The organism is Sphingopyxis sp. (assembly GCF_965279725.1).
Taxonomy (GTDB): Bacteria; Pseudomonadota; Alphaproteobacteria; order Sphingomonadales; family Sphingomonadaceae; genus Sphingopyxis.
Genome location: NZ_CBDIIL010000003.1, coordinates 726,475 through 743,516, shown reverse-complemented (window position 1 = coordinate 743,516; position 17,042 = coordinate 726,475). Strand labels below are relative to the sequence as shown.

8 protein-coding genes are annotated in these 17,042 nt (G+C 65.3%); 7 read left to right on the top strand and 1 reads right to left on the bottom strand.

Going from position 1 to position 17,042, the window contains the following annotated elements:
- Positions 1-12: 12 nt before the first annotated feature.
- The 3 genes from ACQY6T_RS12420 to dacB are packed head-to-tail and all read left to right on the top strand — an operon-like array spanning position 13 to position 3,784.
- Positions 13-1,281 (top strand): dicarboxylate/amino acid:cation symporter, encoded by a 1,269-nt coding sequence (locus ACQY6T_RS12420; protein WP_428631114.1) that lies wholly within the window; start codon positions 13-15, stop codon positions 1,279-1,281.
- On the top strand, positions 1,278-2,306 hold the full coding sequence (locus ACQY6T_RS12415) for a serine hydrolase domain-containing protein (protein WP_428631112.1): 1,029 nt from the start codon (positions 1,278-1,280) through the stop codon (positions 2,304-2,306). The genes ACQY6T_RS12420 and ACQY6T_RS12415 overlap by 4 nt, the downstream gene beginning before the upstream one ends.
- The gene (dacB, locus tag ACQY6T_RS12410; protein WP_428631111.1) at positions 2,303-3,784 is read left to right on the top strand and encodes a D-alanyl-D-alanine carboxypeptidase/D-alanyl-D-alanine endopeptidase; all 1,482 of its coding nucleotides are present in this window, start codon (positions 2,303-2,305) and stop codon (positions 3,782-3,784) included. Before ACQY6T_RS12415 ends, dacB begins: the two co-directional genes overlap by 4 nt.
- Before the next feature lie 121 nt (positions 3,785-3,905).
- On the opposite strand, the gene ACQY6T_RS12405 is transcribed toward dacB, so the two are convergent.
- Positions 3,906-6,299, bottom strand: coding sequence for a penicillin acylase family protein (locus ACQY6T_RS12405; protein WP_428631109.1), 2,394 nt, complete (start codon positions 6,297-6,299; stop codon positions 3,906-3,908).
- 481 nt (positions 6,300-6,780) lie between these two features.
- On the opposite strand from ACQY6T_RS12405, the gene ACQY6T_RS12400 reads away from it, so the two are divergent.
- The 4 genes from ACQY6T_RS12400 to ACQY6T_RS12385 all read left to right on the top strand — a co-directional run bounded on the left by ACQY6T_RS12400 (position 6,781) and on the right by ACQY6T_RS12385 (position 16,993).
- On the top strand, positions 6,781-9,750 hold the full coding sequence (locus ACQY6T_RS12400) for a TonB-dependent receptor plug domain-containing protein (protein WP_428632644.1): 2,970 nt from the start codon (positions 6,781-6,783) through the stop codon (positions 9,748-9,750).
- A 146-nt stretch (positions 9,751-9,896) separates the two neighbouring features.
- Positions 9,897-10,508: a TetR/AcrR family transcriptional regulator gene (locus ACQY6T_RS12395; protein ID WP_428631108.1), complete on the top strand. Its 612-nt coding sequence runs from the start codon at positions 9,897-9,899 to the stop codon at positions 10,506-10,508.
- 261 nt (positions 10,509-10,769) lie between these two features.
- Positions 10,770-12,122: a PAS domain-containing protein gene (locus ACQY6T_RS12390; protein WP_428631107.1), complete on the top strand. Its 1,353-nt coding sequence runs from the start codon at positions 10,770-10,772 to the stop codon at positions 12,120-12,122.
- A gap of 164 nt (positions 12,123-12,286) precedes the next feature.
- Entirely contained in the window at positions 12,287-16,993 is a 4,707-nt protein-coding gene (locus tag ACQY6T_RS12385) for an NAD-glutamate dehydrogenase (protein ID WP_428631106.1), read from the top strand.
- Positions 16,994-17,042 lie beyond the last annotated feature (49 nt).

Below are 17,042 nucleotides of genomic sequence, written 5' to 3'. Positions count from 1 at the left end.
GCATATGGGTCGATGACAGGGTTTCTTCGCGGCTGGTTCGCGATTCCGCTGTGGCAACGCGTCCTGGGGGCCATGGCGATCGGCGTGTTTCTGGGCCTCGCCTGGCCCGCCGCAACGTCCGCCATCGCCGTCATCGGCGAATTGTTCGTGCGGCTGATCCGGATGCTCGTCGTCCCTATCGTCTTCATCAGCATCGCGTCGGGGGTTACCGCGCTCGCCGACCCGCGCAAGCTGGGTTCGGTCGGCGCGCGCACGATCGGGCTGTTCGCCTTCACGACCTTCTGCGCCGTGTCGATCGGCATGGCCGTCGGGCTGTTGATCGAACCCGGCGCGGGCGCCGCGCTCGGCAGCGCCGTCCCGCATGCGCTGGGCGAGGCCAAGTCGCTGCATGATCAGCTGGTCGGTATCGTCCCCGTCAACATCGTCCAGGCGCTGGTCGAGGGCGACATGCTGGCGATCATCTTCTTTTCGATGCTGTTCGGTTTCGGGGTCATCCTGGCGGGCGAACAGGGGCGCCCAATGGCGAATTTGCTGCAATCGGCGGGGCAAGTGCTGTTCCATCTGGTGCGGATCGTTATGGAAGTGACGCCCTTCGGGGTGCTCGCGCTGATCGCCAAGGCGGTCGCCGACAATGGCGTCGCGGTGTTCACCAACATCGGCTGGTTGGCGGTCGCGGTCGCGGCGGGGGTGATCCTGCAGATCCTGCTCGTCCATCTGCCGCTGATTGCCTTTGTGGCGCGGCAGCCAGTGATCCGCTTTTACCGGACGATCGTCGACGCGCTGGCGGTCGCCTTTTCGACCGCATCATCGGCTGCGACGCTGCCCGTCGCGCTGCGCATCGCGCTCGAAGATCTGCGGATCGCCCCCGGGGTAGCAAAGACAGTGCTGCCGATCGGCGCGAGCATCGGCAAAGACGGCACCGCGATGTATGTCGGCCTGCTTAGCATCTTCGCGTTGCAGGCGGTCGGCATTGACCCCGACCTGTCGATGCTCGTCATCATTCTGCTGACCGGCGCGCTGGCCGCTTTCGGGACCGCACCTATCCCGTCAGCCTCGCTGTTCATGCTCGCCGCGGTCCTCTCGTCGGTCGGCATTACGCCCGAGCAGACGGCGTTGGTCGTCGGCTTCATCCTGCCCTTTGATCGATTGCTCGACATGACGCGCACCGTGGCGAGCGCCAGCGCCAATCTGACCGTCACGAGCGTGGTCGCGCGCTGGGAAAAGGCGATCGAGCCGGTCGTCGAGCCATCAGCGCCGCCATCCGCGGCGGGGGTCCCATGACGATCGCGACGATTTGCGAGCGCGGGTTTGCTCCGGCGCTGGCGGCGGTCGATAGCGGCCGCATTCCTGGCGCGGCGCTGGGCGTGGTGGGCGCGGCGGGTGAGCGCGCGGTGTGCTTTGCCGGGATGGCCGCTGTTGCCCCGGAGCGCGAAGCGCTCACGCGGGAACATTGGTTTGACCTCGCATCGCTCAGCAAGGTGATCGCGACCACGACGATGATCCTGACCCTGGCGGAGCAGGGGCGGATCGGGCTCGACCGGCCGCTGACCGACGCGATCCCCGACCTGCGCCAATATGATGTCGTGGGTGCCGCCGAGCGGCAGCTGACCTTCCGCGATTGCCTGATGCACCGCAGCTTCCTGCCCGCGGTCGAGCCACTCTATACCTATGGCGACGATCCGGCGCGGTTGTGCGCTTTCGTCTTGCAACGCGAATGGCGGCATGGACCGCCGGTCTATTCGGACATCAACTTCATCCTGCTCGGCATCGCGATCGAACGCATCACCGGCGCGGCGCTTTCCGCCTGGCCGCTGAACGAAGGGTTGCGCTATGGACCGCCGCCCGGCCCGGCGGTGGCGACCGAAGATTGCAGCTGGCGCGGGCGCGTGATGAAGGGCGAAGTGCATGACGAAAATGCCTTTGCGCTCGGCGGTGCGCCGGGTCATGCGGGGCTGTTCGGCACCGTCGACGGGGTATTGGATTTTGCCCGCTCGATGCTCGATGGATCGCTGCTGTCGCCTGCGATGATGGGCGAAGCGCGCCGAGCGAACGAACGCCATCGCACCTGCGGCTGGGAACGCGCCTTCGCCGGGTGGCATGGCGGCGACGCCTGTTCGGCCGACACGATCGGCCATACCGGCTTTACCGGCACCGGCCTGTGGATCGATTTTGAGCGCGGTCTCGCCTGGACGCTGCTGACCAACCGGGTCCATCCGACCCGCCACGCCGACAGCGGCATCACGACCCTGCGCCCCACGGTGAGCGACCGGGTTATCACAGCATGGGATGCACGGGAGAGCATATGACGATATTCATCAAAGGCTACGCTCCGGCCTTCGCGCTCGCGCTCCTTCTTGCTCCGGCCCACGCCCAGACGGCGACCAGCCCGGCGCCCGCACCGCTGTTGACGACGGTCGAGCAGAAACTGGCCGAAGGGCCGGCCGGATCGCGGTTTGGGCTGTTGGTCACGACGCTCGACGGCGACGTGCTGGTGTCGATCGCCCCCGACGAGCGTTTCATTCCGGCGTCGAACACCAAGATGTTTACGACCGCCATCGCCTATGCCGAGCTGCCGCTGCTCCAGCAGAATGCGAAAGGCACCGGGGTGCGGCTCGAAACGGGCGCCGATGGCGCGGTCGACGTCATTCTGCACGGCCGCGGCGATGCGACTTTGTCGAGTGCCGACGACTGCACCGTCGATTGCCTGCGGACGCTGGCCGATGCGGTCGCGGCCAAGACGCGCGTCGTCCGCAATATCATTGGCGACGACAGCTGGTTCCCCGACGAGCGCTGGAGCCCGGGGATGAGCTGGAACAATATCTCGTCACGCTATGGCACCGGCACGTCGGCGCTGACACTCGACGATAACGAGTTGGTGGTGCAGCTCGCACCGGGAGCGGTCGGGGCCGCGCCGACAATTCAGACTTCGGGCTATTACAGCATCGAAAATCGGGTCGTCACCGTCGCGGGCAAGGAAGAAGGGGTCGAGGCCGATCGGATGCCGAACAGCCGCACCCTCCGTATGACCGGTACGGTCGGTGCCGACGCCGCGCCGATGACGCTGCGCTATGGCATCGACGATCCGGCGCATTACGCCGCGTGGCGCTTTCAGGGAATGCTGCGCGCGCGCGGCGTACGCGTGGACGGCGATGTGGATGTGCGCCACCGGCAGCTGACGCCCGCTGACGATCCGAAGGCCCGCAAGGGCGCACCGGTGGTTCTGCCCGCGGAACCCGCGATGCTCGCCGAACTGCCTGCGCCTTCGCTCGCCGAAAATATGGTGCGGATCAATAAAGAGAGCCAGAATCTCCATACCGAACTGATGCTGCGCCGCGTGTCACGGCAAGCGGGCAGCGGTTCGATCGCTGATGGCCAGGCGGTGATGCGGCAGGTAATGACGCAGGCGGGGCTGCCCGATGCGGGATATTACTTCGCCGACGGGTCGGGCATGTCGAGCTATAACCGCATCAGCCCCCGCGCTGCCGTCGGCCTACTGACGTGGATCGCGCGCCAACCGTGGGGCATGGCGTGGCGTGGCACACTGCCGATCGCCGGGCGCGACGGCACGTTGCAGAGCCGCTTCAAGGGTACGATCCTCGAAGGCAAATTGTTCGCCAAGACCGGTTCGCTCAACGCGTCGCGCGCGGTGTCGGGCTATCTCACCACCCGCAGCGGCAAGACGTTGATCTTTTCGGCGCTGGCCAACGATATGCCCGACGGCACCGACAGCCAAGCCACCGCAGCGGTCGACCGCGCGCTGGTCGCAATTGCCGAGGCGCTATAGGATGGGTTGATTTTAGTCTGATCCGTTCGTGTCGGGCGAAGTCAAGACACCCGTCGGGTAGCGTAAGGTCGAGGGGCATCTCGACTTCGCTCGATGCAAACGGATTTGGTGGTGGCTTAAGTCATCCCGCCGAAGGCGCCAATATCATCCGCTCGGCCGCATGCCGGTCCACAGCCGCCTTGCTGAACCATAAAGGCTGCATCGTCCCGGCAAGCCATTTGGGATAAAAGTCGCGATAGCGCGGTGACCGGGGATCGGCGGACTGGCCGGGCAGCAGCAGGAAACGGCTGTTGTCCCACGCGCCGACGTCGGCCACGAACAAATAACTCGCGCCATGCGACACGTTGAAACCACGCTTGGAATTGAAGCCGCGCGCCATCGGCGTGGTGCCGTCGCCGCCCGACCGGCCGCCTTCGATCTTAGGAAAGGCGGCCGCGATCGCCGGGTTCGTGGATAGCGGATGCTGGATCGTCACGCGGTGCAGATCACCCCACTGCCATTTCGCCGGATCGGCGCCGCCCAGTTCGACCGCTTTGGCCCAGCCGACTGCCAGCGCGCTATCGATCAGCGCGTCGCGCGCGGCGGCGGGATCGTCGCCCAGGCGGGTGTCTGGCCTCGCGAGAATGCGGAGCATTTCGGACAGGTTGACCGAAGGGATCAGGTCACGCGCCGCGGCTGGTACCACGCGGTCGCGAAAATCCGCCGATAGCGCCACCATCACCATCTCGAAAAGCAGCGCCGCCGCACTGTCCGCCTCTATCCCGCAATCCCATCGCCGCAGCAGCGCGGCGGCGGGGGCGGCTTGGGCCGAGAGGTTCGCCGGAAGGAGCTTTACCAGCGCCCGCGCCGGTAGCGACTGGACGTCATGTTGCAGCGCAATACTGTCTTCGATCCGGTGCTTGGGTTGGGCGCGGAGCACCTCGGCGATGCGATCGTAGCGAAAGGGATCGCTCCAGTTGAAGCTGATGATCCGCTCGCGATACGGATAGCCCGTCGGCAGGTTCATCTGGTTGGCCGACGCGAACCAGCCCTCACGCGGGTTATAGACGTGGGGCATATCCTCGACGGGCAGCAGCCCCGTCCAGTCGTAATCGCCGTCTCCGGGCGCGGGCAGCAGCCCGTCATGCTTGGGCCGTACCGGCGTAAACCCGATCGTCTGCCAGCCGGTGTTGCCGTCCACGTCGGCATAATGGAGGTTCGTCGGCGACACATGCAACTTGAATGCTTGGCGCAGCGAAGCCCAATCGGTTGCCAGATTGATCGCGATGATCGCGAACCGCATGTTGGCGCCCGGCAGCATGCTGACCGTGGCCAGGGCGACGGCGCGATGGCGCGCCGCGTCCTGCGACACGATCGGGCGTCCGGCGGAGTAGCGCAAGGTCACGCGTTCGGACGGGGCGCCCTTGACCACAATCTCGTCCTCGAACGTCTCGAATGGCATCCATGCGCCCTTGTGCCAATATCGGCTGGGATCATCTTTTTTGGTGCGCAGGATGAACAGGTCGGTCTGGTCGATGTGAAAATTGGTGCGGCCAAAGGCAAAGCGATCGGTGTGCCCCTGCATGATACCAGGCAGGCCCGGCGCACCCGCGCCGATGACGTCCAGCCCCGGCGCCGACAGATGAATCATGTGCCGAGGGCTGATGCCGCCGATGCCCAGATGCGGGTCATTGGCCAGAATCGGTCGCCCGGTCGCGCTGCGCGATGGCGCGATTGTCCAGGCGTTGCTCCCCAGCGCGAAGCGATCGCCCTCCGGCTGTCCGGGGTCGAGCGGCACCTCGTGGATCGCGTCGAAGGGAACGGGCCGGTTCGCCGGATCCAATATGCCAAGGTCGGCGTCGGTTACCGCCGCGGGGTCCAGCCCTTCGGGTATCGTGAACGACCAGGCGGGGCGCAGCGGCGCCATGAGCTGGTCGACCTCGAGCAGCCCCCGCGCCTGAAGCTGCGCGCGGCGCACCTCGTCGTCGGCGTCGCCCATGCCGACGCCGCGCCGCCGCACCAGGTCGCGCATATCCCAGCGGAGCGGACTGATCCCGAATATGCCATATTCCAGCGGCATCTGCGCCGGATCGGCCGCCAGTTCGTCGATCCGCGCGTTGACCCCGGCAACATAGCCGCGCGCGCATTCCAACACATCGGGCGGCAGGGCCGCCAACTCGGCGTCGATATCGCCGCGATACAGGAACAGCCGCGCCGCCCGGTCGGCCGCGACAAAGCGCGGCCCAAAAGCTTCGGCCATGCGCCCCATGTCGCGGCGATGATCGATATCGAGCTGGAACAGGCGGTCGCGTGCGACCAGATAGCCCTGCCCGAAAAAGGCATCATGGCGCGACGCGGCGCGAACATGCGGCACCCCCAGCTCGTCCTCGACAATCTCGATCGGCGCGCGCGCGCCGGACAGGCTGATGGTGCGCGCCAAGCCTTTGCCGCTTTTGTCGCCGGACTTTGCCATCAGGCTTCCCGGCAGGGTGACGAGCGCGACCGAAGCCAGCAGGAATGCGCGGCGCTGGATCAACAGGCCCTCCTCGAAAAAATACACCTACGATGAAGAGCGAACCTATCGTAGCCCCGTGCCGTCACCCCATAGCAAGCGGGCCGCCGCCTATAACTGCAAGCTATCCGCATCGGACCGAGGCAATTGGCACCCCATGCCTTATGGCTATAGGTCCATATCGTCAGGGTCATCGCGAAGCGGTTGACCGACCGTAACCACCCTGTAACCTCCCCGTCACGGAACCGGCTGTCCGCGCGCCTTGAACGCGGCGATAGCCGGATCGGTACGAGGGATACTCAACAAAAACAAAAAGGCGGTGCCACGAGCCCGTCGGGCGGTCAGGCGGGACAAAGTGGGGCGAGCCGACCCGGTGCATCGGCACCGGGGCATCATCGAACGATGTGTGGCATGGCTTCTGTGCAATATTAAGGGGACGGTTAACATGCGTGATCTTGGACGAAATCGTCGGTCGTTTATCGGCCAGGGAAGCTTTGGCGTGGCAATGACGGCGCTGGCCCTCGTTCACAGCGCGCCCGCGATGGCGCAGGAACAGGTCGCTGCCGCAGACGCGAGCGAAGCGGCTGCGAGCGATCAGATCATCGTCACCGGCTCCCGCGTTGCGCGCGATGGCTTTCAGGCACCAACGCCGCTGACGGTGCTTACTGAAACGGAGATCGAAAACAGCTCGCCGTCGAACAACATTGCCGATTTCGTCAACACGCTGCCGTCGCTTGCAGGTTCGACGCGCCCGTCGAACTCGCGCCTCAACATTTCGAGCGGTCAGGCGGGCATCAATGCGCTCAACCTTCGCAACCTGGGGGCGGAACGGACGCTGATTCTGGTTAACGGTCGGCGTTCGGTGGGTTCGACGATCACCGGGCTGGTCGACATCAACACTATTCCGCAGGCGCTGATCTCAAGCGTCGAAGTCGTCAGCGGCGGTGCCTCCGCGGCCTATGGCTCGGACGCGGTTGCGGGCGTCGTCAACTTCATGCTCAACAACAAATATGAGGGGCTGAAGATCGAGGCCGACAGCGGCATTACCCAATATGGCGACGGCTTCAACTATTCGGCCAGCGTCGCGGGTGGGATGGCGTTTGCGGGCGGACGCGGTCATGTTTTGGTGAGCGGCGAGATCGCCCATCGCGACGGTATCTTCGATGTAAACCGGGACTGGAATGCCACCGGTTTCGTCCGCATCCAGGACCCCGCCTACACGGCGACCAGCGGCGGCCCGCAGTATCTGATCCGCCGCCAGGTCGGCGCGGCGAACTCGGCGCCGGGCAGCCTCATTACCAATTCGGCTGGCGGCGCCGCCAACCGCCTGCGCGGAATTTACTTTGGCAATGGCGGCACGCCTCTCACCTACACTTATGGAGCGCTGACCTTCCCATCGGCGACCGGCACCGCCGCGCCGTCACTGACGCAGGGTGGATCGTGGCAGGTCAACGATTCGGGCCGCCGCATCGGCCTCGACCCCGAAGACGACCGCTACGGGTTGTTCGGCCGCGTTAGCTTCGAGGTCACCGACGGCATCGAACTGTTCGCAGAAGCCGCGTACAACCAGCAGAAGGTGCGGTTCAACGCCGGGCCGAACCTGCAAACCGGCATCGTGCTCAACGCAACGGGCTGTACCCAGACGCCGGTCCCGATCACCTGCAACGCTTTCCTGCTCAACGCGCTCGGCCCAGCACAGTTGCAGGGTATCACCAGCGTAACCATCGCCACGACATCGGCCGATCTGCCCGGCCGCGGGATCGACAACAAGCGTAAGGTGCAGCGCTACCTGGTCGGTGCGCAGGGCGAGTTCGAAGCGTTCGGCAATACCGCGCGCTGGGACATATTCGGTCAATATGGCCGCGCCGAGCTGCGCGAGCAGCTGCGCGATATTCAGAACGTCGCGCGTATCAACGCCGCGCGCGACGCGGCCTTTGCGCCCGCGGGCAGCGGCTTCCCTACCGGGTCGATCCAGTGCCTGATCAACGTCGATGCCAACCCGACCAATAACGACGCCGCATGCGTTCCGCTCAACCGCCTCGGTATCGGCGTCGCCGACCCGGCGGCGATCGATTATGTGCTGGGCGATCCGTATCGCGACCAGGTGATCGAACAGACCGTGGTCGGCGCGAACTTCTCGGCCACGCCGTTTGCGACTTGGGCGGGCGATGTCAGCATCGCGATCGGGGCCGAATATCGGAAGGAAGAGGTCAAGGGATTCGTCCCCGACGAGTTCCAGCCGGTCCCGATCATCACCAACGGCAACGTCACCGGCGCGACCAACCGCTGGTCGGTCGGCAATTACCTGCCCAGCTTCGGATCGTATGACGTCAAGGAAGCCTATTTCGAAACCGTGGTCCCGCTCGGCTTTGGGCTGGAGTTCAATGGCGCGGTGCGTGGAACCGATTATTCGACGGCGGGCTATGTCACGACCTGGAAAGTGGGCGCAACCTGGCAGCCGATCGAGGACATTCGCCTGCGCGTCACCCGTTCGCGTGATATCCGCGCGCCGAATCTCAACGACCTGTTCCAAGCGGGTACGGCCAACAGCGATGCCGTTACCAATCCCGGCTTCGCGGCCGGGACCAGCCCGTCCTTCGTGCCACCGGGCCTGACCGTGCAGTCGGGCTACAGCTATTCCGGTTTTGCCACCGGCAATACGAATCTTGGACCGGAAAAGGCCAATCAATGGAACGTCGGGGCGGTCTTCACGCCTACCTTCCTCCCAGGCTTCAACTTTGCGGTCGATTATTTCAACATCAAGGTGAACAGTGGGATCAGTGCCTTTAGTGCACAGCAGATCGTCAATCTGTGCTTCCTTGGGGAGCAAGCCTTCTGCGACGCGATCACCACCGATCCCGCGCGCACGCAGGATCCGGCGCGGCCGTATCTGATCATCGAGACGCAGCCATTCAACGCGGCAAGCCAGAAAGTCCGGGGCATCGACTTTGATGCGTCCTATCGGCTGCCGGTTGGCAACGGTAACGGCGCATTCACGCTTCGCGGCCTCGCCACCCGCTATCTGGAGAACCTGTTCGACAGCGGCGTGCCGGGCACGGTAGTGGTGGATTCGACCGGAGTGAACGGCGGCCAGTCCAGCACGCCGACATGGATCTACCGCGTCAGCGCGTCTTACGATGCCGACGATTTCAGCATCACCGCGGTCGGCCGCGGCGTGAGCGCCGGCAAATATGTCGCCAATGGTATCGAATGCCAGACCAATTGCCCCACCTCGACGGTCAACGCGCCGACCTATGACAGCAACCGCATCAAGGGGGCGTTCTACGTCGACCTTAACCTGACGCAGAAATTCTCCGCCGGAAATGACGCGCAGGGGGAGTTCTTCCTCAATGTGACCAATCTGCTCAACGACGACCCGATCCTGCTGCCCGAAACCGGCCTCGCGGCGAACAGCACCTATTCGGATTTGCTGGGACGTGCATTCCGCGTCGGGGTGCGGTTTAAACTGAAGTGACCTGAGACGAACGAACGAAAAGGGAGGGCCGGCGACGGCTCTCCCTTTTTTGTCTTGCGGCCGGAATAGTCCATTCGCGACGGCGCCCGCGTCCACGCCAGGCGCTGCTGGACATTTTCCGGCGCTTCACTTATATACCAGCCGTTATGGAAATCGAAGCTCCCTCTGCCACGAAAGGGCGTCCGCGCGAGTTCTGCGTCGATGCTGCGCTGGCGGCGGCGCTTCGCGTGTTCTGGTCGAAAGGCTATGAGGGCGCGTCGATGGCTGACCTCACCGAAGCGATGGGGATTACCAAGCCCAGCCTTTACGCCGCGTTCGGCAACAAGGAAGCGCTCTTCAACAAAGCGCTCGATCTGTATGAGCGCGAAAAAACCGACTATATGCGCGTCGCGCTCGACGCGCCGACCGCGCGCGGGGTCGCCGAACGGCTGATGTACGGCGCCCTCGACCTGTACAGCTGCCCCGAAAATCCGAACGGATGCCTGGGGGTGATCAGCTCGGTCGCCTGCGGTGCCGAGGCGGAATGCATCCGCGATGCCGTCGTGGCGCGCAGTGCAACCGCGAAGCGCGCGATGCTCGATCGTTTTGCGCGCGCCAAGGACGAGGGCGATTTCCCGGCCGACACCGATCCCGACGGGCTCGCGCAACTGTTGATTGCCGTGAACCAGGGCATGGCCGTGCAGGCGGGGGCAGGTGCCTCTCGCGCCGAGCTTGAGCGACTTGTCGAAACCAGCCTGAAGCTGTGGCCGGGGCGTTAGTAAAACCGCCTTACCGACCGGTACATAATGCGCTTGACGCCATGCCGGGCTTCTTATATACCATCCAGTACATAAACCGGCTCTCCCCCGGACCGGCCGCCGCGCGACAAGGGTCGGGTGGCGGCCGGAACTGCCTGCATCGGGCTGGCGGCACCCTTCGCCATCGCGCCGATGGTCGCCCGGCCTTTTCATCATCGTTTACGCGGCTTTTACCACTTCTGGTCCATGACATGCTTCGATGTTTTTGGCTGGGGATGAATGATGGACAGCATGCGCGGACTGCTTTCGGGCAGCCACGACCAGGATGACGGGGCGATCGATGCGCCTGTGTCCGTCGGCGTCGATGAACGGCGAATGCAGGTACGGGCTTATAATTACTGGGCTTCGCTGCTCGCCGACCGCGCTTATCCCTCGGTCGAAGATCTCGATCTGGAGGGTGCGGACTTCGGTTCGAATGCAGTGCTGCTGGACTTCACCGCCGGGGTCGAGAATCCCGGTATCGCCTTCGTCGGCGACCGGCTGCGCGCCGAGTCGCAGATCGACGAGGATGTGCATTACATCAGCCAGATTCCTGGCCGCTCGCTGCTGTCGCGGCTGACCGACCATTATCTCCAGATCATTGCCAACCGCGCGCCGATCGGTTTCGAGGCCGAATTCGTCAACGATCGCGGCGTCACGATCATGTATCGCGGCATCTTGCTGCCCTTCTCGTCCGACGACGACACCATCGATTTCATCATGGGCGTCATCAACTGGAAGGAAGCGGCACCCGCCGACGAAGCGGCGGAATTGCAATTGTCGGTCGAACAGGCGCTGCGCAGCGCCGCGCCGCTGACCGCTCCGGTGCCGGTGTGGGCCGACGGTCCCGACAGCGAACATCTCGACGACGACGTTGATGGCGATGCGAGTCCCGGCTTTGCCGCGTTGGTCGATAGCAGCGATGGGCAGGTCGCCGCGCCCGTGAACGCGAGCGATGTGTCTGCAACCGACTTTGCCCTCGATCCCGGCGCCGATGCCGAACTCGCCGACTGGCTGGCGCTGGCGCGCGAAACCGCCGAACACGCCATGGCCGCCGACAGCCGCAGCCGCGGGGCGCTCTATCAGGCCGTCGCCAAGGCATGGGATTTCGCGCTGGTTGCCGAGCAGCAGCCCGAAGCCTTTGCCGCCTTGCTCGACGACGCCGGGCTGGCGGTGCAGGATCGCGCTCCGATGACGCCGGTGGTGAAGCTGGTTTTCGGGGCGACCTACGACAAGACGCGACTTGCCGAATATGCCTGCGTATTGGGCCACGCCAAAGCGGAAGGCGTTGGCCGCGGCGAACTCGCCGCCTATCTCGATCGCTATCCAGGCGGCCTCAAGGGCGTAGTCAAGGACGCGCGGGCGCGCCGCAAGCCCGATGGGGACGCGGTGGCCAACGTCGATGAAAAACTCGCCGCGCTGCGCACTGCGCATCCGGCGATCATCCTGGAGCACGACGCCGGCGACGCGGAATTTGTCGTGCTGATCGCGCGCACGATGCCGGGCGGCCATATCGGCATCGTTGCGAAGGCGGCGGACGATCCGGCGCTGATCGCGAAGCTGGCGCGCAAGGCGGTACCGATCACCGGCGGCTGATCGCGTTCGCGCAATAGACAAACCAAATATTGAAATAAATTAACGCGGAGCAGCGAACGAGGCCTTGAGCCGCGCGCGCCACAGGCGCATAGGGTGGGAAGCGAACGGGCCCCCGCCGATCGTCGGCAGGGATCCCCTTCTTTTGGTTCGGGATGCTGCACTTTATGCCTCAGAATTCGTCCGCCACGCCGGAAACGGACACGCTCACCGCCACCACCGCCAAAGTCCCTGCCAAAATCGCCGCCGCCTATCTGGCCGCGCTGCGCGGCAGCGCGCTGCCCGGCGAAGGGGACGACATGGACAAGGCGGCGCTTGCCGACGCAAGCCAGTTTGCCGGCCGCGCGTCGCTTGATCGCATCGCCGAAACCCCGTCGCTGTTGCTTGAACCGATGGCAGCGGACGGCACCGACCGCCGGATGCGGCTCGTCATTATCAACGACGATATGCCCTTCCTCGTCGATTCGACATCGCAGGTTGTCGCTGCCCAAGGCCTTGCTGTCCATTGCATCCTGCACCCCGTCGTCACGGTGAAACGCGATGCCAAGGGGCATCTGCAAGAGGCGGGCGAAGGGCCGGCACGCGAGTCGGTGATCTATATGGAACTGGAGCGCGGCGATGCGCGCGCGCGCCGCCGTCTGCTCGACGCCCTTGAGGGTGCGCTGCGCGACGTGCGCGCCGCCGTGCGCGACTGGCGCGCGATGCGCGCCGCGATGCTCGCCGATGCGGCGATGCGCGTCGACGGCGAGGCGGCCGAGCTGCTCCGCTGGTTCGAAGGCGGGGCGATGACCCAGCTGGGCCATGAATGGCGGACCCGCGACGGCAAGGTACAACATGCGTTAGGGGTCAGCGAGAGCGGCGAGAGTCAGCTTTTGTCGCCTGCGGCGCTCGATGCCGCCTTCGCTTGGTTCGATGGTGGCGGGCAGGCGCCGCTGCTCATCAAGTCGAACCGGCTGTCGGCAGTCCATCGCCGGGTGCTGCTCGACCTGGTGATCGTCCCTGAAGTGAAGGGCAAGAAGGTCGAACGCCTGTCGATCCACGCCGGTCTATGGACCAGTGCGGCGCTGTCGGCGCGACCGGACAAGGTGCCGGTGCTGCGCGCGCAGCTCGACGCGCTGATGGCAAAATTTGGCTTCGATCCGGCGGGACATGCCGGCAAAGCGCTGGCGCACGCGCTGACCGCGCTGCCGCACGACCTGCTGATCGCGTTCGACGCCGCCTCGCTGGAAGAGCTGGTGCTGACCTCGATGTCGATCACCGACCGTCCGCGCCCGAAACTGGTGACGGTGCGCAGTGCGTTGGGCCGCCACCTGTTCGTGTTCGTGTGGTTGCCGCGCGACGAAGTATCGACCGGTCGCCGCATCGCGGTCGAGGCCATGCTGGTCCGCAGCGCCAAGGCTGGTGTCATCGGCTGGACGATGGTGCTGGAAGACGGCGGCGCGGCGTTGCTGCGCTACACGCTCGACCTGCGTAGCGGCGGGGTCGTTCCTGAAACCGAGGCGCTCAATGCTCAGCTTGAGCAGATGGTGCGCGGCTGGCAGCCCGAGGTCGAGGCAGCGCTGGCAAAGCGCGGCGACCCGGGCCGCGCCGCGGCGCTCGCGGCGCGCTTTGCGCCGACCTTTCCGCCCAATTATCGCAACCTCTATAACCCCGAGGAAGCGGCGCGCGACATCCTGCGGCTGCGCGATCTCGACGCCGACAATCCGCGCAGCGTCCGGCTGGCGCGCAAGAGCCTCGATGGTGACGACCGGCTGCGGCTGAAGGTTTACAGCGCGGTGGGTCCGCTCGCGCTGTCCGACGTCGTTCCGGCACTCGAACATTTCGGGTTCGAAGTGCTTGAGGAAATCCCCACCGCGCTTGGCCAAAGCCGCGCTCCGGGGGCCGAGGATGACGACGAACCACCGATTGTGATCCATGATTTCACGCTGCGCCTGCCCGCCAATGTCGATGAATTGGCGCTGCTCCCCTATGCCGAGGTTCTCGAAGGCGCGATCGCCGCGGTGCTTGGCGGTAAGGCGGAGAATGACGCGTTCAACGAGCTGGTGCTGACCAACCAGACCGATCCGCGCGCGATCGTGTGGCTGCGCGCCTGGTTCCGCTATCTGCGTCAGGGCGGGTCGGCCTATGGCATGGATACCGTCGTCAGCGCGTTGCGCCACGCTCCCAAGCTGACCGAGGCGTTGATCGAGCGATTCAGCGCGCTGCACGATCCCAAGGCGCGCGATGCCAAGCGCGCCGACGCGCTGGAGGCCGATATCCTCGCGGGCTTTGCCGACATCAAATCGATCGACGAGGATCGCATCCTGCGCCTGTTCCACGCCGTGATCGGCGCGACATTGCGCACCAACGCCTTTGCCCCTGCGGCAGAGGAAGCGCTGGCGTTCAAGATCGACTCGAGCCTCGTTCCCGGCCTTCCCAAGCCGCTGCCGTGGCGCGAAGTCTGGGTCTATTCACCGCGCGTCGAGGGCATTCACCTGCGCGCCGGCCCGGTCGCGCGCGGTGGCCTGCGCTGGTCCGATCGCCGCGACGACTTCCGCACCGAAATCCTCGGGCTGATGAAAGCGCAGCGCGTCAAGAACGCCGTTATCGTGCCGACCGGCGCCAAGGGCGGCTTCTATCCCAAGGCTTTGCCCGACCAGTCGCTTGATCGCGATGCGTGGTTCGCCGAAGGCACCGAATGCTACCGCATCTTCATCCGCTCCTTGCTGTCGATCACCGACAATCTGGTCGCGGGCAAGGTCGTGCATCCGAAGGGCGTCGTGATCCACGACGGCGACGACCCCTATTTCGTCGTTGCTGCCGACAAGGGCACTGCGACCTTCTCCGACGTTGCCAATGCGCTCGCGATGGAGCGCGACTTCTGGCTCGGCGACGCATTCGCCAGCGGCGGGTCGAACGGCTATGACCACAAGGCGATGGGGATCACCGCCAAGGGCGCGTGGCTGTCGGTCCAGCGCCACTTCGCCGAACTCGGCGTCGATGTGCAGACCGATACGATCCGCGTCGTCGGTTGCGGTGATATGTCGGGCGACGTGTTCGGCAACGGCATGTTGCTGTCGAAAGCGATCCAACTCGTCGCCGCGTTCGACCATCGCCACATCTTCCTCGACCCCAATCCCGATCCGGCGAAAAGCTGGAAGGAACGCGAGCGGATGTTCGCGCTGCCGCGCTCATCTTGGGCCGATTACAACGCCAAGCTGATTTCGAAGGGCGGCGGCATCTTCCCGCGCAGCCAGAAAAGCATCCCGCTGAGCTCCGAAGTCCAGACGCTGCTCGGCCTGTCGGTGTCCGAAATCGATCCCGGCTCGCTGATTTCCGCGATCCTTAAGGCGCCCGCCGACCTGCTGTGGTTCGGCGGCATCGGCACCTATGTGAAGGCGGCGAGCCAGAATAATGCCGAGGTCGGTGACCCCGCCAACGACGCGCTGCGCGTCGATGCCGAGGATCTGCGGGTGCGGGCGGTGGGCGAGGGCGCCAACCTGGGCACCACCCAGGCCGCGCGCATCGCTTTCTCGGCGAAAGGCGGGCGGATCAACACCGACTTCATCGACAACAGCGCCGGGGTCGATTGTTCGGATAATGAGGTCAATATCAAGATCGCGCTCAACCGCGAGATGACCGAAGGGCGGCTCGCTCAGGAGGCGCGCGATGCGCTGCTGGTGCGGATGACCGACGATGTGTCGGCGCTGGTGCTCGAGGACAACCGGCTGCAGGCGCTGGCGCTGTCGATCGCTGAAAAGGGCGGCTCGGCGGCGGTCGCTTCTTATGTCCGCTTGATGGAGACGTTCGAGGCGTCGGGCCGCCTTGACCGCAAGGTCGAGGGACTGGCGGCGAACGACGAACTGCTGCGCCGCGCTGCCGAAGGGCGCGGGCTGACGCGGCCCGAACTCGCGGTGCTGCTGTCGACCGCCAAGCTCGCGTTGCAGGAAGCAATCGAGAACAGCAGTCTGCCCGACGATCCGGCGCTGGGCAGCGATCTTGCCGCGGCGTTCCCGTCCGAAATGCAGCGCGGTTTCGCCGCGGCGATCGCCGACCACCAGCTGCGCCGCGAAATCATCGCGACCAAGCTGGCGAACCGCATCATCAACCGCATGGGCATCGTCCATCCGTTCGAACTGGTCGAAGAGGAAGGCTGTGCACTCGGCGACATCGCGGCGGCGTTCGTCGCGGTCGAGCGCCTGCTCGATTTGCCCGCGATCTGGACCGCGCTCGACGATGCCAAGATCGCCGAGAGCGTCCGCCTGTCGCTGTTCAGCCAGGCGGCATCGGCGATGACGTCGCAAATGGCCGATCTGCTCCGCGTCACCCAGACGCTGGCGCAGGCGGGGCCGGTCGTGGCGCGGCTTGAACCGGGGGTCGATCGTTTGATGGCGGGGGTCGATGCGCTGCTCAGCCCGTCGGTCAAACACCAGTGGGACATGCTGACCCAGCAGCTCCTCGACGCCGGGGCGCCCGAACCGCTGACCGCGGCGGTTGTCAGCCTGTTCAAGACCGACGGCGCGATCGGGATCGTTGATCTGGCCGAACGGCGCGGCGACGACGAGGTCGCGGTGACCCACGCTTTCACCCATCTGGGCGAGGCGTTGGGCCTCGACTGGGCGCAGACGCTGGCGGCGCATATGAGTCCGGCCGATCCATGGGAACGCCTGCTGGTCAACAGCCTGGCGCGCGATTTCCAGCAGATGCGGCTGATTTTCCTGGCGCAGTTGCCAAAGGGCGATCTCGATACCGCAGTGACCAAATGGCTCGCCGACCAAGCCCCGCGCGTCGCGCAGTTCCGCGCGACGGTCGAACGGGCACGGACGATCCCGAACCCGAACGGCGCGATGCTCTCGCACATCGCGGGCCAAGCGCGCGGATTGTTGGGACGATAGGCAATACGCCCTCTCCTTCAGGGGAGGGCAGCGAGCCCCGGACCTGATC